The organism is Flavobacterium foetidum (genome assembly GCF_004634245.1).
Taxonomy (GTDB): domain Bacteria; phylum Bacteroidota; class Bacteroidia; order Flavobacteriales; family Flavobacteriaceae; genus Flavobacterium; species Flavobacterium foetidum.
The window spans coordinates 199383-223166 of the sequence record NZ_SJTF01000008.1 but is presented as its reverse complement, the minus strand read 5'-3'; the positions used below and the strand labels follow the sequence as shown (position 1 = coordinate 223166).

General features: G+C 35.3%; 19 protein-coding genes. 5 read left to right on the top strand and 14 right to left on the bottom strand.

The features are described from left to right. Positions 1-126: 126 nt before the first annotated feature. From mce to E0W73_RS12020, 3 genes are read right to left on the bottom strand one after another with little or no spacing between them, the layout of a single operon-like run. Positions 127-531 (bottom strand): methylmalonyl-CoA epimerase, encoded by a 405-nt coding sequence (gene mce / locus E0W73_RS12030; protein WP_135222328.1) that lies wholly within the window; start codon positions 529-531, stop codon positions 127-129. A gap of 4 nt (positions 532-535) precedes the next feature. Continuing rightward, on the bottom strand, positions 536-2896 hold the full coding sequence (locus E0W73_RS12025; RefSeq protein WP_135222327.1) for a hypothetical protein: 2361 nt from the start codon (positions 2894-2896) through the stop codon (positions 536-538). Next, complete coding sequence (locus E0W73_RS12020) at positions 2856-3833, bottom strand: hypothetical protein (protein ID WP_244248479.1); 978 nt, start codon at positions 3831-3833, stop codon at positions 2856-2858. The genes E0W73_RS12025 and E0W73_RS12020 overlap by 41 nt, the downstream gene beginning before the upstream one ends. Before the next feature lie 200 nt (positions 3834-4033). On the opposite strand from E0W73_RS12020, the gene E0W73_RS12015 reads away from it, so the two are divergent. Beyond that, positions 4034-5722 carry an Ig-like domain-containing protein gene (locus E0W73_RS12015; RefSeq protein ID WP_135222325.1) on the top strand — a complete coding sequence of 563 codons (1689 nt, stop codon included), beginning with the start codon at positions 4034-4036 and terminating at the stop codon, positions 5720-5722. On the opposite strand, the gene E0W73_RS12010 is transcribed toward E0W73_RS12015, so the two are convergent. Together E0W73_RS12010 and E0W73_RS12005 are read right to left on the bottom strand one after the other, a co-directional pair. Further along, a complete protein-coding gene (locus tag E0W73_RS12010; protein ID WP_135222324.1) occupies positions 5719-6486 on the bottom strand; it encodes a nitrilase family protein in 768 nt (255 codons plus the stop codon). The genes E0W73_RS12015 and E0W73_RS12010 overlap by 4 nt on opposite strands. Positions 6487-6553: 67 nt before the next feature. Continuing rightward, on the bottom strand, positions 6554-7330 hold the full coding sequence (locus tag E0W73_RS12005) for a DeoR/GlpR family DNA-binding transcription regulator (protein ID WP_135222323.1): 777 nt from the start codon (positions 7328-7330) through the stop codon (positions 6554-6556). A 157-nt stretch (positions 7331-7487) separates the two neighbouring features. Here E0W73_RS12005 and E0W73_RS12000 point away from each other — a divergent pair, with 157 nt between their 5' ends. Continuing rightward, positions 7488-9779, top strand: a complete 2292-nt coding sequence (locus E0W73_RS12000; protein ID WP_135222322.1) for a family 20 glycosylhydrolase — start codon at positions 7488-7490, stop codon at positions 9777-9779. A 337-nt stretch (positions 9780-10116) separates the two neighbouring features. On the opposite strand, the gene E0W73_RS11995 is transcribed toward E0W73_RS12000, so the two are convergent. The 4 genes from E0W73_RS11995 to E0W73_RS11980 are packed head-to-tail and all read right to left on the bottom strand — an operon-like array spanning position 10117 to position 13988. Continuing rightward, on the bottom strand, positions 10117-10863 hold the full coding sequence (locus E0W73_RS11995) for a succinate dehydrogenase/fumarate reductase iron-sulfur subunit (protein WP_135222321.1): 747 nt from the start codon (positions 10861-10863) through the stop codon (positions 10117-10119). A 46-nt stretch (positions 10864-10909) separates the two neighbouring features. Then, entirely contained in the window at positions 10910-11284 is a 375-nt protein-coding gene (locus E0W73_RS11990; protein ID WP_135222320.1) for a four helix bundle protein, read from the bottom strand. A gap of 22 nt (positions 11285-11306) precedes the next feature. Then, complete coding sequence (locus E0W73_RS11985; protein ID WP_135222319.1) at positions 11307-13307, bottom strand: fumarate reductase/succinate dehydrogenase flavoprotein subunit; 2001 nt, start codon at positions 13305-13307, stop codon at positions 11307-11309. Between the two features lie 15 nt (positions 13308-13322). Further along, positions 13323-13988, bottom strand: coding sequence for a succinate dehydrogenase cytochrome b subunit (locus tag E0W73_RS11980; RefSeq protein ID WP_135222318.1), 666 nt, complete (start codon positions 13986-13988; stop codon positions 13323-13325). A gap of 356 nt (positions 13989-14344) precedes the next feature. On the opposite strand from E0W73_RS11980, the gene E0W73_RS11975 reads away from it, so the two are divergent. Next, the gene (locus tag E0W73_RS11975) at positions 14345-15706 is read left to right on the top strand and encodes a hydroxymethylglutaryl-CoA synthase family protein (protein WP_135222317.1); all 1362 of its coding nucleotides are present in this window, start codon (positions 14345-14347) and stop codon (positions 15704-15706) included. A gap of 278 nt (positions 15707-15984) precedes the next feature. Here the strand turns inward: E0W73_RS11975 and E0W73_RS11970 are convergent, their stop codons facing one another. Both E0W73_RS11970 and E0W73_RS11960 read right to left on the bottom strand, forming a co-directional pair. Then, on the bottom strand, positions 15985-16716 hold the full coding sequence (locus tag E0W73_RS11970) for an alpha/beta hydrolase (protein WP_135222316.1): 732 nt from the start codon (positions 16714-16716) through the stop codon (positions 15985-15987). Positions 16717-17194: 478 nt separating this feature from the next. Continuing rightward, entirely contained in the window at positions 17195-17806 is a 612-nt protein-coding gene (locus E0W73_RS11960; protein ID WP_135222315.1) for a hypothetical protein, read from the bottom strand. Positions 17807-18102: 296 nt separating this feature from the next. Here E0W73_RS11960 and E0W73_RS11955 point away from each other — a divergent pair, with 296 nt between their 5' ends. Further along, positions 18103-19395, top strand: a complete 1293-nt coding sequence (locus E0W73_RS11955) for an aminopeptidase P family protein (RefSeq protein ID WP_135222314.1) — start codon at positions 18103-18105, stop codon at positions 19393-19395. Between the two features lie 482 nt (positions 19396-19877). On the opposite strand, the gene E0W73_RS11950 is transcribed toward E0W73_RS11955, so the two are convergent. Further along, positions 19878-20396 carry a ferritin gene (locus E0W73_RS11950; RefSeq protein WP_135222313.1) on the bottom strand — a complete coding sequence of 173 codons (519 nt, stop codon included), beginning with the start codon at positions 20394-20396 and terminating at the stop codon, positions 19878-19880. Between the two features lie 89 nt (positions 20397-20485). Continuing rightward, positions 20486-20839 carry a hypothetical protein gene (locus E0W73_RS11945; RefSeq protein ID WP_135222312.1) on the bottom strand — a complete coding sequence of 118 codons (354 nt, stop codon included), beginning with the start codon at positions 20837-20839 and terminating at the stop codon, positions 20486-20488. A gap of 179 nt (positions 20840-21018) precedes the next feature. On the opposite strand from E0W73_RS11945, the gene E0W73_RS11940 reads away from it, so the two are divergent. Continuing rightward, positions 21019-21822: a TIGR00266 family protein gene (locus E0W73_RS11940; protein ID WP_135222311.1), complete on the top strand. Its 804-nt coding sequence runs from the start codon at positions 21019-21021 to the stop codon at positions 21820-21822. A 103-nt stretch (positions 21823-21925) separates the two neighbouring features. Here E0W73_RS11940 and E0W73_RS11935 read toward each other — a convergent pair whose 3' ends face one another. After that, positions 21926-23782, bottom strand: a complete 1857-nt coding sequence (locus tag E0W73_RS11935) for a RagB/SusD family nutrient uptake outer membrane protein (protein WP_135222310.1) — start codon at positions 23780-23782, stop codon at positions 21926-21928. Positions 23783-23784: the final 2 nt, after the last annotated feature.

The following is a 23784-nucleotide window of genomic DNA, read 5'->3' as shown; positions in this document are numbered from 1 at the left end:
CTACTATTTTTCATTCACTCCAAATATTTTAAGACATCATTTAAATTTAATTTGATTTAAATGCGTTGTTTCAAAAAACAGAATTGATTTTCAACATCTTATTTAAATAAAAAAAACAAAATTTTTTTATCGTATTTCCTGGCAAAGCTCTACTAAAACGCCATTTGTGTTCTTCGGATGCAGAAAAACAACCCATTTATTGTCGGCTCCTTTCTTTGGGACTTCATTAATCAACACAAAACCCTCACTTTTCAGTCGTGAAATCTCAGCTTCAATATCGTCAACATCAAAAGCGATGTGGTGAATTCCTTCTCCTTTTTTTTCCAAAAATTTCGCAATCGGACTTTCTGGATCTGTTGCCACCAAAAGCTCGATCTTATTATTGCCGGTTTGAAAAAAAGAAGTCAAAACGCCTTCGCTTTCTACTGCTTCCATTTTATACGACGGAACGCCAAGCATTTTCTCAAACAAAATATTGGCATCGTCTATGTTTTTAACCGCAATTCCGATATGCTCTATCTTATTTACCATTTTTTTATTGGTTTATGTACGTATTAAAATAACCACATTCTGCTATTACATCTTGATAATATTTGGTGTCTGAATAGTCTTTTCGCAAGGCTTTGAAAGAATTCCATGCAATAAAATTGATTTTATCATCCTGAATTTCCCAATAGCTGTTAATCCCGCTGTACTTTTTATTGTAATAATCGTTTCGCTCACATTTTGAAATCAAATACAGACATTTTGCTTTTTGCTCTTTGTTCGAAGCTGCTTCAAAAGCTTTTTGGTAATACATTTTCGATACCGAGTTATTCGTAATCATTTCTTTCATCGAATTTCTGAACGAATACGGACTGGATCCATAACCTACAATACTTATTTCGTAGAAAGTTCGTCCGTTTCCAAAATGAGAAATATTATAAAATGCGTTTCCTAACAACAGACTGTTCGTGTAAACATCTTCTTTCTTCGCTAGTTTATCCTGCATTTCTTTAATTGTAGTTAAGAAATCCATATAAGTATATTTTCTCTTTTGATACGCCACATGATCACAGTCATGGCAATCTTTAATGCTTCCGTTAAACGGATTTCCTAAAAACTTATAATATTGAACAGAATCGGCTTGTTTCATAAATTCGATTGCTTCTGGAATTTTATTCTTGAATGTAGCTTGAATGGCCTGAAAATTATTGATGTCTTTTAATTTCAAATTATAAATTCCTGCACCAATTTTCTCGATTTCAGTTTTATTCGATTTCTCCATAAAACTTTTCATGGCTAGTAAATCTTTTTCGTTATCGTAAAATGCATTTCCGCTATTCCAATAACTAAAAGGCGATTCACTAAACAGTTCGGTCATTACGGGATTTGATTTTGATTTGTACAAAGCAGCCAAATAGTTTTTACTCCATTGAGACGCATTTTGATAACGGAATTCATTTCCTTTATACGTTTTTGGCAATTCGAAATACAACCAGTTCAAATCGGCTAAAACTGTTTTCACATTGTTATCATCCAATTTATCGATTTTGCTCATGTTATTCACAAAACGAAGCAATCTAATTTGATAATGCGCCAACTCGGTTTTCGGAAGCGTTTTTTCTGCTTTGTTATAACTTTTATCTGCATTTGCATAATCGCCTTTTAACGTTTGCAAATATCCCAATGAAATATCCCATAAATACGGTCTTTGTGTATTTCCTGCTGCCGAAATTTTAGCAATTAGATCAAAAGCACTGTTCTCAATTTTGGCTTTATTTTCGGTTTTATTTTCTGCAATGGTCTGCGGTCTTCGCGGCTGGTCCTGACTTCCATCTTGCTGAAACGAATTATTGATTTTTTGTTCTAGCGAATTCACTAATCTTGTCGCTAAATAATTCAAATGCTCGCTTTTCGGATCAATTTCGTAAATCTTTCCAATGGCTTGTTTTTCATCTTTGTAATAACCGTGAATAGCCCAAAGTGCCGCTTTTTCATTATTGTTTTTAGCCATAGCCAAAGCTTTGGTCCAATCTGATTCGTTTTTCGGGCGGAAACTATACGCCGTTACCACACGCAATTCTGGACATTTATCAAAAACCTGCGCGTACTGATAATTCGAAACAGCGTATTTTTTCTGTTTAAAATTGATTCCGGCAACATAAGCCAAAGCACGATAATACAAAGTATTTTTGGCAACAGAACTTTCCGTTTTATTAAAAAAGTCGATTGCTTTTTGTTTCTCGTTGCTATAAAAACGAGCTTTCATGGTTAAGAACCAATACCTGTTTTTTAAGAAAGGATCAGAAAGCGTATTGTAAACATTTTCGATTGACTGAATCATTTTGGCGTCCTTAAATGTTTTCTCTACAACCGGATCGTAACTCCAATAATCCTGACCGATAGAAACAGTTTCTATTTTTTGCGCTAAATACAAAAACTCGACAAAGTTTTTAATCTTCTCGTCTTTCAGATTGATTTTTTTCCCCCATTTTAGAGAGCTTTTATTGTCTTTTTTAGTCTTGTAGAAAACATGAAGATCCGTAATTTCTTCTTTGTTCTTAATCACATTTTTATCATCCGAATAATAATAGCTCGGACGTTCGTCTCCGATCAAGAAATAATTCACCGTGGTGGTATCGGCTTTTCCCTTAAGATATTCTGCCCAGTCTGATTTTATGTTTTTATTGAAGCGTGAATTGTGCTGGGTATCAAAACCTATTCCGTAAAAAATTCCGCCCGAAAGGAAAAGTGGCGAATACGATTTATCTGCAAAAGTCTCGGGCGTAAAATTAGAGTTAAAGCCAAAGAAATCCCAATCATCTCCTCCAGCACATGCGTAGATGATTCCGTATATCGAAAGTAAGGCAATACTAAAACTTAGAAATAACTTGTTCAAAAATATTCTTTTCATAGTGGTTTAAATTGAATTCGTCTAAATCGTAAAATATAATTTCGTTTGGTTTTTGGGGCAGATTTTCATCCAGATCTTCTGCCATTTCTTGTAAATCTTTTGGTGTGATTGCTTCTATTTTCAAAAAATCGTTTTCTTGATAAAAAACGCCGTTTTTGTAATTTGATTTTCTAACTCTGAAGAAAATCGGACTTGTTTTTTCAAAATTTGAATCTTTCTCCAATTCGTTACTATTTATTTTAGAACGAAGTCCGATTACTTTGTTATCTCTGATATGAATTCCCCAGGAATAAATCGGCAGAGCCAAATCTAAATGAAGCGGATATTTTTTTAAACTGCCAAGGTATTTTTTCGCGACTTTTTGATCGTAGATAGAATTTAGCGAATCCGGTGCAATCGAACCCATATTATAATACATCAAAACGCCCAAATCTGCATTTGGAATTTTGGTCTTCTTAAAATATTTAACCTGATGAAGCCTGATGGTAACCGATATTTTTTGCTTCGAAAGTTTTTTAAAAATCTCAATAAACTTCAGGTAATTGTCTTTGCTTTTAAGAGACCAATCGCAATCAATCTGGATTTCGCTGCAGCTGATTCTATTTTTGCTGTTTATTTCAGAAATCAGATGAAAAGTCTTTGCGGCCAAATCCTCGACATTCAAATTGGCTTGCAGCATTACCTTGTTCTGTATAAAAACAACAGGAACAATCTGAAAAGACTGCATATTTTCCTGAAAGTGAATCGGACTTATCGGAATCGGATTTTGGGTTTCAGGATGAAGTCCGATATCAAAATAACGGATATAAAGTCTTTTGACATCGTTATCTTGTAAAATCTCCTTTTCGGTTTTAGAGAATTTCACATTTGTTTTCCAAAAATAAAATGCGATTGCAGGCTGCTCTTTCTTACCGCAGGAAACAAGTAACAAAAGCATCAAAAACAAAAAAAATCTATTAAACAAAATGTGGCATTTTATATTGAAAATCAAAAGTAAGAAATTATACCGCAGCAAAGCTTCAAAAAAAGCAAAAACAATGGCAAAACTTAGAGATATGAAATCCTAATAAATGGCCAAAAAATTTCGATTAAAGCAAATATAATTGTTATTTTGTGCAATCAAATTTAAAAACCGCTATGTTCAAAAGCAAACTTAAATATATTTCATTTTTATTAGTCTTATTGATGATGAGCTGCGCCAAACGAGGCAGCATTACGGGGGGACTAAAAGACACCCTTGCTCCTGTTCTGGTTTCCAGCAATCCGAAAAATTTCACTACCGATTTTAAAGGAAATGAAATCACCCTGACTTTTGACGAATACATAAAGCTTAAAAACACCAATAAGCAGCTTATTATTTCGCCTCCGCTGAAATACGAACCGCTTATTACCCCTTCGACTGTAAGTAAGTTTATTAAAATTCAGATTCGTGACACCTTACAGCCTAATACGACTTACAGCATGAATTTTGGGCAAAGCATTACCGACAACAACGAAGGAAATGCTTTAAATCAGTTCAAATATATTTTTTCGACCGGATCGCATATTGATTCGCTTACATTGAACGGAAGAATTAAAGATGCCTACGAAAAACATGTCGACAATTTTGTCTCGGTAATGCTTTATGAAGTAAATAACAAATACAATGATTCTGTTATTTACAAAGAATTCCCTCGTTACATTACCAACACTTTAGACAGTATGCGTACTTTTAAATTTGAGAATTTAAAAGCGGGCAAATACTTGCTGCTGGCCTTAAAAGACAAAGGGAGCAACAATAAATTTAATCCGAAAGAAGATAAAATCGGATTTCTAAAAAGCTATGTTACCGTTCCAACCGATACGGTTTACGAACTGGAATTATTTAAAGAAACACTGCCTCTAAAAGTTTTCAAACCGGTTCAGGCTTCTGGCAATCGTTTATTGCTGCCGTATGACGGAAAACAAAATTTCAAAAACAATCTGCCGAAAATTGTCTTAAAAAACAACAATGAAATTCTTGAAACCATCGTTACGCAGTTTCCAAAAAAAGATTCGCTTCAGATCTGGCACAAACCGATAAAAACGGATTCTTTGTCGATTGAAATCGAAAAAGAAAAATATAAAAAACAGTTTACTTTTAAGTTCAAAGACCAGAAAAAAGACACGCTAAACATTACGGCGGTACAGAATGGCGTAATCAACTTCAGAGAAAGATTTACTTTAGAAACTGCTACTCCACTAGTCAAATTTGATAAAAGCAAAATCAGGCTTGTAAATAAGGATTCGACAGCTGTAGATTTTACGACAGAATATGATTCCTTTGACCAGAAACTGTATATCGATTTCAAAAAAGAGCCTTTAGAAAAGTATAATTTCACTTTTCTTCCAGGCGCTCTAACCGACTTTTTTGAAAAATCAAATGATACTTTATCGTATAAATTAACGACTAAGGAATTATCAGATTACGGAAACTTGATTTTAAACCTAAAGAATGTCAAACGCTATCCGATAATCGTCGAGATTACTAATAAAAAAGGCGACGTAGTTCTGGCGAGTGCTTATTCAGAATCAAGCCCGACTGTTGAATTTAATCTTGTACAGCCGGATGTTTTTACGGTTCGTGTTATTTATGACGACAATAAGAACAAAATGTACGATACCGGAAGTTTCCTAGAACATCGTTATTCTGAAGAAGTATTTTACAATCAGGAAGAATTTGATGTTCGTGCCAATTGGGATCGAAATGAAACTATAGACCTCAGCATTCCGTTCAGCCCTGAAGTGGAAAAGAAAATAGACGACAAAAAGAAAAAAGACGCTGAGAGGAAACGAAAAGCCTTTTAAATACTGATTTCAAAATCGTCTTTATCACTCAGGAAATCGAGTTTTTTTCTGGTTTCGAGCATTAGATTTTTATCGAGTTCGACCACAAAAACGCCTTCGGTTTCCTGAGGTTCTAAAAGATAATTTCCTAAAAAATCGATTACTTGCGAATGGCCGATATGTTCATAATCGTGAGCATCGTTTCCAATTCTGTTTACACCAACGGCATAACTCAAATTTTCTATCGCGCGCGCTTGCAGCAAGGCATCCCATGCATTGGTGCGTACTTTTGGCCAGTTGGCCACATAAAGCAGTAAATCATAGTTTTCAACATTTCGGGCAAAAACCGGAAATCTCAAATCGTAGCAAACCTGAAGACAGATTTTCCAATCTAAATAGTCGACAATAACTTTTTTGTTTCCAGCTGTATAAAACTTATCTTCTCCAGCCAGCGAAAACAAATGCCTTTTATCATAAAACTGAATTTCGCCTGACGGAAAAACAAACAGCATTCGGTTATAAAATTGATTGTTTTCGGCAATAATTAAACTGCCAGTTACGGCAGCATTTTTTTGTTTTGCTTTTGACCTCAGCCAAACGATTGTCTCTCCTTCCATGGTTTCGGCTACTGCAACGGGATTCATTGTAAAACCCGTCGAAAACATTTCTGGAAGCACAATCAAATCGACTTTTTCCTCGATTGAATCAATTTTCAAATCAAAGTTTTCACGATTTTTTTGTGGATTTTCCCAAAAGAGATCAGATTGTACTAAGGCAACTTTCATAGTAAAAGCTATTTTTGTCCTCTTTTTAATTTTAAGGCTTAAAAAGATGTTTTACGGATCTATAAATTTAAATAAGCACCAAATGAGAAGCCGATGTTTTATATGGCTCTAATTTGTCATTTTCAGGTTCTAATTCGGTAATGATATAATCGATTTCAGCAAGGCCTGCGATTTTCATTTTAAGCACCGTGTTGAGCTTTTCGGAGATAGTCAAAACAGCTGTTTTTTTGGCAGCCTGAACCATCGCTTTTTTTACTTGAACGGTTTCCCAATCAGAATCAGAATAACCGCCGACCACGTCTAGCGCATTGGTACCCAAAACCAAAAGGTCGGCTTTGATGTTGGCCAGCTGCTGAAAAACTTCTCCACTCACGCACATCTGGCTGTACGAAGAAATACTGCCTCCAATCATTATGGTCTTGATATTCGGTTTGTCTAAAAGCTGTACTGCCGAAAAAGCCGTAATTGTAAAAACGGTAAGATTGAGGTCGTTCGGAATCAAACGGATAAATTCTCTTATGGTAGTTCCTCCATCTACAATCAAAACCATACCATCGTGCAGCAAACTCACTGCTTTCTGCGCAATAACTTGCTTTGACTCGACTGCATACGTTTGGTTTGAAGAAGAATAATGGTATCCTTTTGTCATTGCCCCGCCTTTTACTTTTATCAAAAGTGAATCGGCATCCAATTCGTTAATATCACGACGCACCGTATCTTCTGAGACACCCAACTTGGCAGACAAAGTCTCAAAACTCACACGCGAGTGAAGGTTGATTTCTTTTAAAATGTGATTTTTTCGTTCTTCTTTACTGTAATTTAAAACTTCATTTTCAGTACTCATGCCGATTGTTTTTTCTAATTACAAAAATAAACATTTCAGCAACAATTCATCGAAACTAAAAGCCGGATTAGCAATAAAAATCATTCAAAAATCCAACTTTAAAAGCTTTTATCTATCTTTAAAACACCATTTTACTAAAATTTAAAGTTTTTCTCTTATGAAAAAATTCCTTTTTTTACTTTTTGTTTTTTCTTTTTTAAGTGGAAATGCCCAAAATTCACAGCAGAACATTTCTATAATTCCCGCTCCAAACTTTTATAAATTGGCAGGAGATAGTATTCGCATAAATGGAAAAGTTCAGGTGAATTTTATAAATAAAAATTTCAGCGAAAAGGAATCCAACTCGGCAAAAATTTTAGAATTGGCATTAAATGCTCCCGCTTCTTCAAAGAAATCAAATCTGAAAATCGAATTTAATTCAGATGTAAATTTCAACTCCAAAGAAGGGTATAAAATTGAAATTACTTCAAACAAAATTTCAGTTTCAGGAAAAGAAGAAGGACTTTTTTACGCTGTCCAAACTTTATTACAGCTACTTCCCAACAAAATTTCAAACGAAATAAAACTGCCATGTGTAATTATCGAAGATCAACCTCGATATTCTTACCGAGGCTTGCATTTAGACGTCTGCCGTCATTTCTTTACAATTGATGTTATAAAAGATTTTATTAGACAAATGTCTAGTTATAAGTTAAACAACTTTCATTGGCACTTAACAGACGATCAAGGATGGAGAATTGAGATCAAAAAATATCCAAAATTGACGGAAGTGGGTTCTAAAAGAGCACAGACTTTAGTTGGAAATAAATTTGAAAGATCGCCTTTCTTTTTTGACGGAAATCCGTACGGAGGATTTTACACTCAGGAAGAAATTAAGGACGTCGTAAAATTTGCCGAAGCACATTATGTAAATGTAATTCCAGAAATTGAAATGCCGGGTCATGCTTCTGCAGCTGTAACGGCTTATCCAAATCTAGCTTGTTTTCCGGATCGAAATTACAAAGTGGTAGAATCCTGGGGAGTTTTTGAAGATGTTTTCTGCGCCGGAAAAGACGAAACCTTTACTTTTTTGGAAGATGTTTTAACAGAAGTGATGGCTCTATTCCCAAGTAAAAATATTCATATTGGCGGAGACGAATGTCCGAAAACGAGATGGAAAGTTTGTCCAAACTGTCAAAAACGAATCAAAGATTTAGGTTTAAAAGATGAGCATGAATTGCAGAGTTATTTCATCAAAAGAATTGAAAAATTTCTGAATGCTAACGGAAGACAGGTTTTTGGCTGGGATGAAATTCTTGAAGGCGGTCTTGCTCCAAATGCGGCTGTAATGTCATGGCGTGGAGAATCTGGCGGCATTCACGCAGCAAAATTAAAACACCCAGTTGTAATGACTCCTGAAAGCACCGTTTATTTTGATTATAATCAGGGATATTCGCCAAACGAACCGCTTACAGTTGGCAGATTAAGCACATTAGAAAAAGTGTATCATTACAATCCAACTCCTGTGGATAGCTTAACCGTTGAAGAACAAAAATATATTATAGGAGTTCAGGCCAACTTATGGTCAGAATATTTAACAAGTCCGGCAAAATTGAATTATATGCTTTATCCGAGATTTTTCGCTTTGGCTGAAATTGGCTGGACAGAAACTCCGAATAAAAATTACGGTCATTTTATCCAAAATCAATTATCCTATCATTTAGAAAAATTAGAAGCCGAAAAAAGAGTTTACAAAGTCCCAACGCCTTTTGGTGCAGATGAAACAGCCTTAATTGCATCGAAGTATATTTTAGATCTAAAGCCAACCATAAAAAACGGAAAAATCTTTTACACAATTGACGGCTATAATCCTGATGAAACAGCAAATTTGTATCAAAATCCTGTAACGATAAATATTCCGAAAGGAGAATATCGAATCATCAAAACCATTCAAATCAGCGAAAGCGGTAAAAGAAGTTCTATTAATAAAATCATTGTCCGTAATCCAGATTTAAAACCTGCTTTGGCAATTCAACCCAAGAAAAACGGATTAAAATTCGAATATTTCACAGGGACATTTAAACAGACACAAGATTTAGAACTTGCAAAAGCTGTTTCTTCTGGAATTTTAAAAGGCAAAATCAGCGTAGAAAAATGGAAAACGAAATTAGAGCGTTATATCGGTTTAAAACTGAACGGATATATCTTTATTCCAGAAACAGGAAATTATACTTTTTCAACGCTTTCAGACGACGGATCGAAGCTTTTTATAGACGATCAATTAATTGTAGACAATGATGGCATTCATTGGATGAATGAAGCTTATGGTGCAGTTAAACTGGAAAAAGGATTTCACAAACTCAACATTAGCTATTTTGACCTGACTGGTGGCACGATTTTAAGCTGTTTTATTCAGAAAGAAGGCCAGAAGAAAGAAGAAATAAATGCTTCACAGCTTTACTACGAATAGAAAACAAAAATCCAGCGGGACGGCTTATATTGTTGTAGAAAAAAATATGTCGCTCCTCCAGAGCTTTAAATCGTAAACGCTTATTTCTTTGCTATAAATATTGCGCTTCTCTGAAGCTTAAAAAAGACTGCACGAAAAGCATAGCTTTTTTGATAAATTATTTCATCAATATTGATCTGAAGCTAAAAGCCTCAGCGGGGTAAAATATTTATAGAATATCAATAAAACAAATCAAAAAAGCTTATTCCTTTGCTATAAATATTCTGTTTCTCAAAAGCTTATAAAAAAATAGCTGTCTCAAAAAGACAGCTATTTTTTATTTTATATAAAAGATAAATTAACCTTTTAAACTTGCTGCTAAATACTCACGGTTCATACGTGCGATATTTTCAAGAGAAATTCCTTTAGGGCATTCTACTTCACAAGCTCCAGTATTGGTACAGTTTCCAAAACCTTCTAAATCCATTTGGTGAACCATGTTCAATACACGATCAGTCGCTTCTACTTTACCTTGTGGCAATAATGCATATTGAGAAACTTTTGCGGCAACGAATAACATTGCTGAAGAGTTTTTACAAGTTGCAACACAAGCTCCACAACCAATACAAGCTGCAGCATCAAATGATTTGTCTGCATCATCTTTTGGAATCGGAATAGTATTCGCATCGATTGTATTTCCTGAAGTGTTTACAGAGATAAATCCTCCAGCGTGCTGGATTCTGTCAAAAGAACTTCTGTCAACCACTAAATCTTTAATTACCGGGAAAGCTTTTGCTCTAAATGGCTCGATAAAAATCGTGTCACCATCTTTAAACATACGCATGTGCAACTGACAAGTTGTAACCCCTCTGTCTGGTCCGTGCGCTTCACCGTTGATGAATAAAGAACACATTCCGCAGATTCCTTCACGACAATCGTGGTCAAATGCTACAGGCTCTTCTCCTTTGTTGATCAGATCTTCGTTAAGAACGTCTAACATTTCAAGGAAAGACATGTCTGGTTCGATTCCATCGATAGGATATTCTACAATCCCTCCTTTATCTTGGGCGTTTTTTTGACGCCATATTTTTAATGTAAGTTTCATATTTATGTTATGTGTTATAAGTTAAGAGTTAAACGTCATAGGGTTACTACTCCATTTTCGTCTTAGCTAAATAATTTATGTATCCATTTAATATTGCTTTGGTTCTTTCGAACCTTTCTCTAAATTGTTGCAACAAATCTTCTTCAATATAATTCTCATCTAAAGCAGTAATTACCTGATTTAAAGCTTCTGTTAAAGAACCTCTTGCAATTCTGCAGAATTGAATATTTTCTTGATAATGATATCTGCCAAACCCTTCGGCAATATTATCACTAACAGACCTTGAAGATCGTTTTAGCTGACTAGTTAAGGCATATTTTTCGTCAATTGGAAATTTCGGAAGAATATTTCGAGAGACAAAGATTCTCAATTCTCTTGCTGCTTTCCAGCACTCCAAATCTTCGAACGACTTTAAACTCATAACCCTTAACTCTTAACTAGTTTTATTTATAACTACGCTGTACTAATTTAATGTTTTCGTAATTAAGCGGTTCTTTGTGTAACACTGCATCACTTGGTTTTCCTTTGTATTCCCAAGCTGCAACGTATGCAAAGTTTTCATCGTCACGAAGTGCTTCTCCTTCTTCTGTTTGGTACTCCTCACGGAAGTGACCTCCACAAGATTCGTTACGGTGTAAAGCATCTTTTGCGAACAATTCTCCTAATTCTAAGAAATCGGCAACACGAGTCGCTTTTTCTAATTCCTGATTAAATTCGTAAGCGCTTCCAGGAACTTTTACATCTCTATAAAACTCTTCACGTAAAGCAGCAATTTCTTCGATAGCCTCAGTCAAACCTTTAGCGTTACGAGCCATACCTACCTTATTCCACATAATTTTACCAAGTTTTTTGTGGAAATAATCTACAGAATGTTTACCGTTGTTGTTTATGAATTTATTGATTTGATCTACAACTGCTTTCTCCGCTTCAACGAATTCTGGCAAGTCTGTAGAAATTGGTCCCATTTTAATATCTGGAGCTAAGTAATCACCGATAGTGTATGGCAATACGAAATATCCATCAGCTAAACCTTGCATTAAAGCAGAAGCTCCAAGTCTGTTTGCTCCGTGGTCAGAGAAGTTAGATTCTCCAATTGAGAAACATCCCGGAATTGTAGTCATTAAGTTATAATCAACCCAAGTTCCTCCCATTGTGTAGTGAACCGCTGGGTAAATCATCATTGGTGTTACATAAGGATCTTCGTCAACAATCTTCAAGTACATTTGGAATAAGTTTCCGTATTTACTTTTCACGATGTCAGTTCCTAATTTAGTAACTAAAGCTTTGTCATTTTCATTCAATCCTTTTACGTGAGCAGCTTCTTTTCCGTAACGTTCGATAGCAGCCGCAAAATCAAGATAAACAGCTTCTCCTGTTTTGTTAACTCCAAAACCAGCATCACATCTTTCTTTAGCCGCACGAGATGCAACGTCACGAGGAACTAAGTTACCAAAAGCTGGATATCTTCTTTCTAAGAAATAATCTCTTTCGTCTTCAGATAAATCAATTGCTTTTTTCTTTCCTTCACGGATTGCCTGAGCATCTTCTAATTTTTTAGGTACCCAAATACGACCGTCATTACGTAAAGATTCAGACATCAAAGTCAATTTAGACTGATGATCTCCAGAAACTGGAATACAGGTTGGGTGAATTTGAGTGTAACAAGGATTTGCGAAAAACGCTCCTTTTTTATGAATTTTCCAAGCTGCTGTAGCGTTACTTCCCATAGCATTTGTAGAAAGGAAAAATACGTTTCCGTATCCTCCAGAACCAATTACTACCGCGTGAGCAGAATGTCTTTCGATTTCTCCTGTGATTAAGTTACGAGCAATAATACCTCTCGCTTTTCCGTTCACGATTACAATGTCAAGCATTTCGTGACGGTTGTACATTTTGATTTTTCCACGACCAATCTGACGGTTCATTGCAGAATAAGCTCCTAACAATAATTGCTGTCCAGTTTGTCCTTGTGCGTAGAATGTACGAGATACCAAAGTTCCTCCAAAAGAACGGTTATCTAAAAGTCCGCCGTATTCGCGAGCCAATGGCACCCCTTGAGCCACACATTGGTCAATAATATTTGCAGAAACTTCAGCCAAACGGTGAACGTTTGCCTCACGTGCACGGTAGTCACCTCCTTTTACAGTATCGTAGAACAATCTGTAAACCGAGTCACCGTCACCTTTATAGTTTTTTGCCGCATTGATACCTCCCTGTGCCGCAATAGAGTGCGCACGACGTGGAGAATCTTGGAAGCAGAATGCTTTTACGTTATATCCTAACTCAGCCAAAGTAGCCGCAGCCGAACCTCCAGCCAAACCTGTACCCACTACGATAATATCTAGATTACGTTTGTTAGCCGGGTTTACTAAATTAATATGATCTTTATAATTTGTCCATTTGTCCGCTATAGGACCATTTGGAATTTTTGAATCTAATGCCATTATAATTGATATTAATTATTGTTTGAAATGATGAAATAAAGCGATAATTACAAAAGCTGCCGGAACAACAACTGCGAACCAGTATCCTACTTTTGCCAAAAATCTAGAGTATTTGTTGTGCATTCCCATTGATTGAAGAGAAGATGCAAACCCATGCCATAAGTGAAATCCTAAAAGGATAAAAGAAATACAGTACAATCCTGTACGAACTGGGCTGTGAAATTTGTGAACTAACTCACCATAATATCTTGTAGCATCTGGCGCTGTACCTGCTATATATTTATAGCTAACCTCAGGAAACCAGAAATCATAGAAGTGCAATCCTAAGAAAGCCAAAATAACCAATCCAGAAATAATCATATTTCTAGAACTCCAAGAAGCGTTTGCAGCTCCGTTGTATTTAGCGTATGCAATTGGTCGTGCCGCGCTGTTTTGTGCCGTAAGTACAAATCCCATTACGAAGTGGAAAATTACCCCGAAGGCCAAAACTGGTTGCATTACATACTGAATCAGCGGATTGTATCCCATAAAGTGAGAAGCTTCATTGAAAACGTCTTCACTAAGAACAGAAATAAAATTTAAGGAAACATGCAGCGCTAAAAACGTGATTAAGAATATTCCCGAAAGAGCCATAGCCACTTTCTTTAAGATGGAAGCATTCAATAGTGCAGATTGTGCCATAAGTGTTTAAGTAGTTTGTTTTAAAAAATTAGACAAAAATAATTCAATTACAAAAGAACTACAACCATTTCGCTGTTATTTATAATGATTTTAAAATAGCTTTGTTCTACGTATTTTTACGTACAAAATACGGGCTGCTAAAAAATAATTCATTATAGAAAAATTCAAAAACCTTCATTCTAGGCCTTAAAGCAAAATTGCGTTCTAAGTAGATCTCGAAAAAATTTATGATATTATTATTTTATTTTAAGTTTTGATTTATTTTCTTCAAAAGTGCTATACGACAGCAATTTTATCAAACTAAAAAATTGTCATTCCACAACATAGTTTTACCTTTAGCGGCTTAAAATTTAATAATGAAAACAGGAATTGACGCTATATCTTTCGACGTAGCCAACATACATTTACCCATAAAAACTTTGGCAATCGCCAGAAATATTGAACCCGAAAAACTAGAAAAAGGTCTTGGCTTATTAAAAATGACTTTTCCAGACGTTCACCAGGACGCGGTTGTTTTTGGAGCAAATGCTTTAACCAAGCTTATCATTGATCATAAAATTGACTTAAAAAAAATCAGCCGAATCTATGTTGGTACCGAAAGCGGTGTTGACAGTTCAAAACCAATTGCTTCTTATCTAATTAGTCTAATGGAGCAAAAATTTGGCGAAAATTCATTAGCAGAATGCGATGTTGTTGACTTTACATTTGCTTGTATCGGTGGAGTTGACGCCATGCAAAACTGTCTGGATTTTGTAAAATTGAACCCGACAAAAAAAGCAATTGTTGTTACTTCTGATTTTGCAAAATACGATTTGAATTCAGGTGGAGAATATACGCAAGGCGCTGGAGCTGTTGCGATGCTGATTACTGCAAACCCAAAAATTATTGCTTTTGATGATAATTGGGCAACAAGCACAAAAGGGGTTTTCGATTTCTTTAAACCGTACAGAACTATTTCTAAAGAAGAAATTACTCAAAACGCCAACAACGATTCTTGGTTTGACAATTTAGAAGCTGAAATCGAAATCCACAAAGATCAGCCAGTTTTTGACGGACAATATTCCAACCAATGTTATATGGATCGTACGCGGAATGCCTACTTTTCATTCAAAAAATTGAAAAATACAACCGAAACTTTATACAACACTTGGCATAGCATCGTAATGCACTTACCCTATTCTTTCCAAGGAAGAAGAATGTTGTCTGAAATTTACGCTTTAGACAGTGCCGAAAAAATTATTGCCGATGATATTGCGCCTGCAGATTATCAGACCAAAATTAAAGAAGTGGCAAAATCTGAGGATTACAGAAGTTTTGTTTCTGAGAAATTACAACCTGCGGAATTGGCTTCTTCTTTAATCGGAAACCTTTATACAGGTTCAATTTTCATGGGATTGCTATCGACTTTGGCTCATTTTTATGATACAAATAAAGAAGTTGCCGGAACTAAATTCGGTTTCTTAGCTTACGGAAGCGGATCTAAATCGAAAGTTTTTGAAGGAACGATTCAGCCAGAATGGAAATCGGCTTTAGAGAATGTAAAACTTTTTGAAAATTTAGCAGAAAGCGTAGAAATTGATTTTAATACTTACGAAAGCCTTCATAAAAAAGAACAAAAACAGAGCGTAAGAACGCCAAAAAACGAATGGGTTTTAGACCGAATCGAAAAGGAAATCCCTGTTTTGATTGGGGCAAGATATTATAAATGGGTGGATTAAAAAATTAAATTCCAATTTTTGAAATTCCAAATTCCAATAGAAAACCGAAGCGATTTGCTTCGGTTTTTTATTTATATCCACACAGTTTGTCATTTCGACGAAGGAGACCCGAGCGATAGCGAATAGGCGAAGCAAATCACACTAGAAACTCTACAAAGATTGGCGATTTTGCATGTCGAATTACTAGTGTGATTTCTCCTTCGTCGAAATGACAAGATTGAGTAGAAAGAATTCTCCAATTATCAAATTGACATATTTTCTAATTAAAAAGCCTTTAATTATTCTATAAACGAAACCATTGCATCTAAAGTCTCTTTCTGCTGTTGTTCTCTGCTGATTTCTGCTTTATCATCTCCTAACTGAAATCCGTAATAACCAAACTGGCAATGGTTTGCTCCTTCTATTCTTATAAATTTTGTTGTTTCAGGCAGTTTCGATTTGTTTTTCATAATAGAGCCTTCATCTGCAACTCCGTCTTTTGAACCGTAAATTTTCAAAACTGGAATTGAAATATTTGCAAGCGAAATATCTCTAGGATGCGAAGTGCCAATCAAGATCAATTTATCTATTAATTTAGGGTTTTCATATACAAATTGCGCTGCCATTTTTCCGCCTTGCGAATGTCCTGCCAGAACGTAGTTTTTAGAATCATCAGCAAAAAAATGCAGTTGTATAGGTTTATTATATCCTTTTGAAGCAAGCCTCCAAGGCATTTTAACCAAATAGACTTTTATGTTTTGATCAGCCAGCTTTCGGCAAAGAGGCACATAAGCCTTGGTTTCTACCATTGCTCCTGGATAAAAGATAAGAACATTGCTGTATTGTTTTTTAGGCGTAAACAAATAATAGTCTTCATCATCTTGTACTTTAACCTCATCATTACTTTGCAAAAAAGATTCGTCTACGCCATCTGATTGATACGAATAAAACAGCCAGATTGTAAACAACAATCCTGCTGAAATCCAGGTTGCTTTTAAAATTCTTTTCAGCTTTCCTTTTTTTGTTTCCATATCTAATTGATTCTGTTAAGTTAAGATTTCAAAAACCTAAATATTCAAATTTAGTATTTCTACAGATATTTCTGAAAATTAATTAATTGGATCTGTTATACTCCAATATTTGATCCCGATAGCTATCGGGATCAAATTCCAATAAAAAACCGAAGCAAATGCTTCGGCTTTTTTTGTTTTACTCACAAAGTTTTGTCATTTCGAGGTACGAGAAATCACACTAGTAATTCGACATGCAAAATCGCCAATCTTTGTCGAGTCACTAGTGTGATTTGCTTCGCCTATTCGCTATCGCTCGGGTCTCCTTCGGTCGAAATGACAAACCAGACCGATAATTCTTTGCTTACCTATAAATCGTGAACTTATTATGACTCAAAGTAAAACCCAGATTTTCATAAATCGACACATTTTCTATTCGTTTTTTATGTATGGTTACTTCGATGCTTTTTAAATTTGACATTTGATTTCACATCCTAATTTACAAATTACCATAAACAACAATATAATCAGCATAATTCAACTTGTCGTTGAGCCAGTTTTTTAGTTCTCCCAGAAAATTTTCTTCGTTTTCGTCTCTTGTTTGAACCTTATTTATTTCTTCGATAATCTGTCTACAAGTTTCTTTATCAAAATAATTATGTCCCAAAACATCAAACTCATTTTCCATTTGATTATTCCAAGGATTCTTCATCGGAAAAACGGCTTGAAATTCTTTTAGAACAATGTCAAAATCCTCAGTCTGAATAAAAACATCATTCCTTTTTTCTGTTTTGTAAAATTCTCCTTCTGCATTTTCCGGCCATAAAATAAAACCGATTTTCGAAACAGGATTATTCCCTGTTGTGATAACAACTGGCTTTTGATTGATTCTTTCAATCGTTTTTATTACATCGCCATTACAAATCTGATACTCTTTTCTTGCTGCTGCCGCTTTACAATCCGTTTTTTCACAAATCTGCCTAATGTTTTCATCGTGAAAATCTTGTTCAGAAAGCAGAATATCACCCTTATTTTTCTTTAAAAGCCGAATTGCTTCGCTTAAAGGAATTGCTATTTTGCTTCTTAATATTTTTATGCTTTCCGTATTCATTCGTTTCAAAAAACTTTGTTACTTCAAGATTACACAAATCTAAATTCAAAACCTATTCATTAGTCAGAAAAATTGTATTTTATAATTTGATAAAAAAAACATTAGCGTTCTTTGCAGTTAAAAAACTTTGCGTTGATTCTATGACTTCGCTCAGGAAGACAATACCAGATAAATACTTTGTGCCCTTGTGCCTTAGCGGCAAAAAACAACAAATAAGAAAACTTTAATAAATCAATTTCATGCTATTTCCGCAAAAAACGTAATTTTGAAATTCGAAGTTCAAAACACAAGTTATTATGAAATATCATCAAATAAACAGCGCTCTTTTTGTAAAAAACCGCAGAAAGTTCATGGCTGAAATGAAACCTAATTCTGTTGCAGTATTCAACTCAAACGACATTTATCCAATTAGTGCCGACAGCACTTTACCGTTTGCACAGCATAGAGACATTTTTTACCTGAGCGGAGTAGATCAGGAAGAAAGCGTTTTACTTTTGTTTCCAGATGCGCCTTATGAGCACCAAAGAGAAATGCTTTTCTTAAGAGAAACCAACGACCATATCGCAGTTTGGGAAGGCGAAAAACTGACCAAAGAACGTGCTTTTCAAGTTTCGGGAATCAGAACTGTTTATTGGTTGCAAGATTTTCATAAAGTTTTGAACGAAATGATGACGTACGCTGACACAATGTACATCAATACCAACGAACATTACCGTGCTTCTGTGGAAACAGAAACCCGCGAAGCTCGTTTTGTAAAATGGTGGAAAGAGCGTTATCCAGCTCACAATGTGGCAAAAAGCAACCCAATTTTACAAAGATTACGCTCGGTAAAAGAAAGCGAAGAAATCGATTTAATCCAGCATGCCTGTGATATTACAGAAAAAGGTTTCCGCAGATTATTAGGATTCGTAAAACCAAATGTTACCGAATATGAAGTTGAAGCCGAATTGGCGCACGAATTCATTCGTAACCGCTCTAAAGGTTTTGCTTATACGCCAATCATCGCTTCTGGAAATAATGCGAATGTTCTACATTATATCGAAAACAATCAGCAATGTAAAGAAGGAGATTTATTATTATTGGACGTTGCGGCAGAATATGCCAACTATTCTAGCGATATGACGAGAACAATTCCGGTTTCGGGACGTTTTACAGAACGCCAAAAAGCGGTTTACAATGCGGTTTTGAGAGTTAAAAACGAAGCTACAAAGATGCTTACGCCAGGAACACTTTGGAAACAATACCATATTGAAGTAGGCAAAATCATGACTTCTGAGTTATTAGGTTTAGGTTTATTAGACAAAGCCGATGTTCAGAACGAAAATCCGGAATGGCCAGCGTACAAAAAATATTTCATGCACGGAACATCTCACCACATGGGATTGGACACGCACGATTACGGATTGCTACACGAACCAATGAAACCCAACATGGTTTTTACGGTTGAACCGGGAATCTATATTCCAGCAGAAAAATTCGGAATTCGCTTAGAAGACAATGTCGTAGTTCAGGAAAAAGGAGCACCTTTTAACTTGATGAGAAATATTCCGGTTGAAGCTGAGGAGATTGAAAGTTTAATGAATGAATAAACCATTTATGTTTTTAAAGTCCAACAAGGTTGTAAACTAAGTTATAACCGCAAATTGCACAAATTTTCGCAAATTAATTTGTGTAATTTGCGTAATTTGTGGTTTTCAGAAACTGAAAGCTAAATGCACTAAATGTATAGGTTTAAACTATTTTTGAAATCAATAAAAAACAAAGGCTGTCCACTAATTTTTGGACAGCTTTTTTTATTCGAGTGTTTCTTTTTTAGGCCCCAGCGGGGCAAAATATTTATAGAAAGTCAATTATGCGGATACAAAAGAGCTCCAGCGGAGCAAAATATAGCATTGCTAAAAAATATGCCGCTCCTCTGGAGCTTTTATCGGTTTTAATAAATAAATTTTCTATAAATATCTGGCTTCTCCGAAGCCTAACCCTATTAAAAGCTGATGAATGAATAGACATAAAAAAAAGCCCTTAATAATTTTAAATCATTAAGGGCTTTTTAAATTTTATAAATCGTTATTTATCCGATTTTAGAAATCTGAACGTCTAATTCAAATTTGCCTGTTGCTTCATTTTCGTTGATCAAATCAAAAAGCTCTAAAGCTCTTCTGGCATTTTTCTCTTCTTCTCTTTGCTCAGCTACGTACCACATCATAAAATCTTCTGTAGCGTAGTCGTTTTCGGCTCTACATTTTGCAATTACTTTATTGATTGCTTGAGTAACTGCAATTTCGTTTTGCAAAGCAATTTCAAATACTTCTCTAAACGAAGCAAATTCTTGTTGCACTTCAGGAACCGATGGCGTAACTGCAATCCCTCCCATATCTGTAATGAATTTGAAAATTTTTAGAAAGTGCTCTCTTTCTTCTTCGGCTTGCTTGTATAAATACGATGCCGTATTGGCGTAACCATTTCTATCCAACCATGCTGCCATAGCTAAATATTTGTTAGAAGCATCACTTTCTAATTTTGCCTGTAAATTCAATATATTTTCTACGCCTTCAGTTAATGACGTGCTTGTTCTTAGTAAATCTTTCATAACCATTAATTTTTATACGTGTAAAATTACAAAAATTAAGGGAGACAACCGTAAATGCCTGAAAATTTGGATTTAATCTAAGTAAGAATCTAAATAAGTTCTACATTTACCATGCTGCAAAGCATAGAATGCAGACTCAGGGTAAATTTAGTTCCATTTAGTAAATCTCTTAGCTGCACTATTTCGCAGATGGTTAGATTTCGAGAGAAATTTCTTTTGGTAGTTTCGATCAACTGGGCATCCGACTGGTCAGATAAGTCGTAAAGCATGTTTAAAATGTCAACGCTATTGACCTTTCTTTGAAAAATCAAAAAATCCTGAATCTTATAACTTGACACAGTATCAACAAAATTGATTACTATACTATTGGTCAAATCACATTGATAACTGTATCCTTTTTCGGTTTCAAATAATACTTTGGTGGTCAAATCACTAACTAACATTCTGATAAAATATGATAACGGTGCAAAAATATATAATTTAAAGTAATTAAACACATAATTAAGACTAATTTAAAATAACAAAATTTGTTAATCTATTTAAAAATAGCCGAAGTATACTAAAAACTGTAACATTCTCAACCGCCGTGAGTCTAATTCTAAAAACAAATAACTAAGAAATTATGCAAGTGCACGAAATAGATTATCAGATTTTTGGAGAAGAAATGCAGTATGTGGAGATCGAATTGGACCCGAAAGAAATTGTAATTGCCGAAGCTGGCAGTTTTATGATGATGGAAAACAATATCCAGATGGAAACCATATTTGGAGATGGTTCTCAACAACAAGGTTCAGGTTTATTTGGCAAAATTTTAAGCGCAGGAAAAAGAGTCCTTACAGGCGAAAACTTATTTATGACGGCTTTTTTAAACCAAGGCAATACTAAACGCAAAGTTTCATTTGCCTCGCCTTATCCAGGAAAAATCCTTCCGATTGATTTAAAACAATTTCAAGGCAAATTTATCTGCCAGAAAAGCTCCTTTTTATGTGCTGCGAAAGGTGTTTCGGTCGGAATAGAATTTTCTCAGAAACTAGGACGCGGCTTATTTGGCGGTGAAGGCTTTATTATGCAGAAAATTGAAGGAGACGGTATGGCATTCGTACATTCTGGAGGAACAATGTCCAAAAAAGTATTAGGTCATGGCGAAGTCTTAAAAGTAGATACCGGATGTATTATTGGTTTTACCAAAGATGTAGATTATGATATCGAATTTATTGGTGGCATCAAGAATTCTATTTTTGGTGGTGAAGGATTATTTTACGCTACTTTAAAAGGCCCAGGAACGGTCTACATACAATCACTGCCTTTCTCTAGATTGGCTGAAAGAATTATTGCATCGGCACCTAGATCTGGCGGAAACAGTCGTGATGAAGGAAGTCTTCTTGGCGGATTGGGGAATCTTTTGGATGGCGATAATCGATTTTAAACACAAAAAACGGCTTTCATTCCTGAAAGCCGTTTTTCATTAAAAAAGTTAAAAGCAGACCATACGGCCTGCTCCTAACCTAACTAAATAACCACATTTAGCATTAATATCCGTTAGTTCCAAAATCCTTAGCATTTGAAATGGCATCCAAAAATGATCTCGGAATTGGTCTAACAATATGTTTTTCGTTGACGAAATTTGCACCAGCAATCGGATTGGTTTGATCTAAATACGTTTTATTTAATCTTCCAGTACGCTTGAGGTCAATCCATCTTGTATGCTCGCCAGACAACTCTCTTGCTCTTTCTTTCAAAATAAAATCAATATTCATTTGTCCGCTTGTCACTAGCATTTCATTTTCTCTTGAACTTATGGCGGCTCTTTTTCTTAAAGTGTTTACATAAACCAATGCTTTGGTTGGGTTATCACTTAAAATAGCCGCTTCTGCCGCAATCAGATAAACTTCCCCCAAACGAATGATCGGAATATCACCCAACCAGTACTGATTGCTTTGGCAATACAATGCCGCAGAAAATTTTCGCATGGCCGGAAAAATATTGATTAAATTCGGATCGTTCGGATACATTGCCGGATCTTTATATTTATTGGTTCCCGGCTCGAAAATATCACTAGGATCGGCAACCAAAACAGGCATTTTGCTTTTAACAGCTGGATCTATATTCCAATTAGGTGTAAAAACAGACAAACCTTCATCGTTATTCATATTGATTTGTTCCTCAATTTTTTGAGAATAAAAATTAACCGATGGCAACGCCTGAGCCAAAGTATTTTTAATCGTATAACCTAATACCGAAGGATCTTTTTTGTAAGCAGTAACCATTGTCTGCGTAATCGTTTTATTGGCTGCAGCATAAAACTTATAGGTAAATGTTTCTGCAAAACGAGTATCTGCCGGCGACGGTACTGGCGAAAACACCTCTGTCAATAAATATTTACTTGGTTTTAACATACGGCTATTGGCTCTTCCGTAGAGAATACTCGTTGCTCCAGCTCCCCACTCAGCTCCTCTTGTTGCCAAATCAGGAAGGTAATACTGTCTTGTTCTTCCTCTGTTGAAACCTTCAGGATTTAGTCCGCCTGGATCAATTCCCTGTGTAAACAAAAATTCTGTGTTTTTCTTGTTATTATTGCCGTCCCAAAGTTTACTGAAGCCTGATTTTGTATTGTCACTTAAATACAAAGCTGCATTATATTTTCCTGCGTTATTGATTAATTCTTCCGCAGTTTCCAAGGCTAGTTTAGAATACTCTGCAACATCTCCTAATCTCGTTCTCTGCAGATAAACCTTAGCCAACAAACCATAAGCGGCCTTCTTAGCTGCTCTTCCTTGTAATGTCTGTTGTACAGGAAGATGTGCGCAGGCAAATTTTAAATCTTCAATAATTAAATCGTAAAATTCTCTTTCAGAACTACGAACAGGTGCATTATCTGCTCCTTCAATAATAGACGATTTTGTTCTTAAAACCACGCCTCCAAATTGCTCTACTAATATGAAATTACTAAAAGCTCTTAGAAAATAGGCTTCAGCTAATTTTGAATTCATTTCCTCTGTAGAAGAATACCCTTTTACATCTTTTGCATAATAAATTGCCGTATTGCAAAGATTGATCGTTGTGTACGCTGTCCCCCAGATTACCTTAATGTTTCCATCGTCTGGATTTAACTGACTGGCATATTGCGCATAACCAATTCCGCTAGTACTTACATTTTCCCAAGAATCAGTTCCGGCTTCAGTCGGTGCTATATAATCTACTTTTCCGTGAAGGAAATATAGATTCTCATAACAGCTGTTAATTAATCCTTCAAACCCTGGCCTTTCACTATAGGATTTATCCAAAGAAACAGTGGTAAGATTTTTTTCGTCCAGACTACATGATTGTAAACCAACCATCAAGGACATTACAACAATTACTGATTTTATGTTTATATATTTTTTCATAA